The organism is Streptococcus sp. NLN64 (assembly GCF_015831295.1).
Taxonomy (GTDB): domain Bacteria; phylum Bacillota; class Bacilli; order Lactobacillales; family Streptococcaceae; genus Streptococcus.
In genome coordinates this window covers 1-980 of the sequence record NZ_JADXDQ010000072.1, presented here as the reverse complement: position 1 = coordinate 980, position 980 = coordinate 1, and positions in this window count along the sequence as shown.

Genomic DNA, 980 nt, shown 5'->3' with positions numbered 1-980 from the left:
GTTTATCTTTTATTACTGTGTTAGCTCGTCTTGCCGTACTTTAGTACTGCCTGCGACTCGCTGCCTTGTACTAAAAGCAAACTAAAAGACTATAATTCTCGAACTCTTGTCAATTATTTTGATGTTCATTAACGACAAAAATAAAAAATGACAGCCAACCGCTAGAAACTTGACCGAGTGATTAGCGGCTAACTGTCGACATTCATTCGTCCCAATCGTAGTCACAAGATGAAACGATCTTTTTTATCTTGTGACAAGTGCATAGCTTAGTCAAATTCCAAATAGAATTTGACGTTTGTTGATGAGTTGGTTCACCAACCATCAACAATAGCTAGGCGTAAAACGGTCTACTTGAGGTTGAGTTCCAGCTCAACCTCTTTCATAACAAGTATAGCAGATAGTCTTGTGAAAAGCAAAAATTTGTCGATACTATGAATTTACTTCAACTTTCAAATTTTGGCAACAGATATCTAGAGCGGTTTCGTTAAGAGACTGCTTTTTCTTTTATACTAAACTGTATGTGATATACTATTTTTATGGCATACGGAATTGATTTTAGAAAACGTGTCCTTGAATATGTTAAAGAGGGACATACACGTAAAGAAACAGCAGCTTTATTTAACCCGAATTATTCATACCCTGAATATCTTTGCGTAACTATCAAAAAAATCATCAGAAACAAGCAATAAGCAATTGCAATTCTGATGATTTTTATGAACGATCAAGCTTTACTATAAATAAAGATGGGTCTGCTACCTTAGCACCCTAAAAAAGGGTAGACTCCACCCTTGGTGCGACTCTCGATTTTTAAAAATGTATTCTATTTGATTCGGTATCCTAATTTCCTAACAAAGGAGGACTGGTATCCCTTACTGCATAGGGAATGGGGAGTGAGAAATCTAGTCTGGAAATTCGCTCAAAGAGAGCCTGAAACTCATCCTTCAGAGAATAGAGATTAGACAGTTTTAGAATTTGTTTTC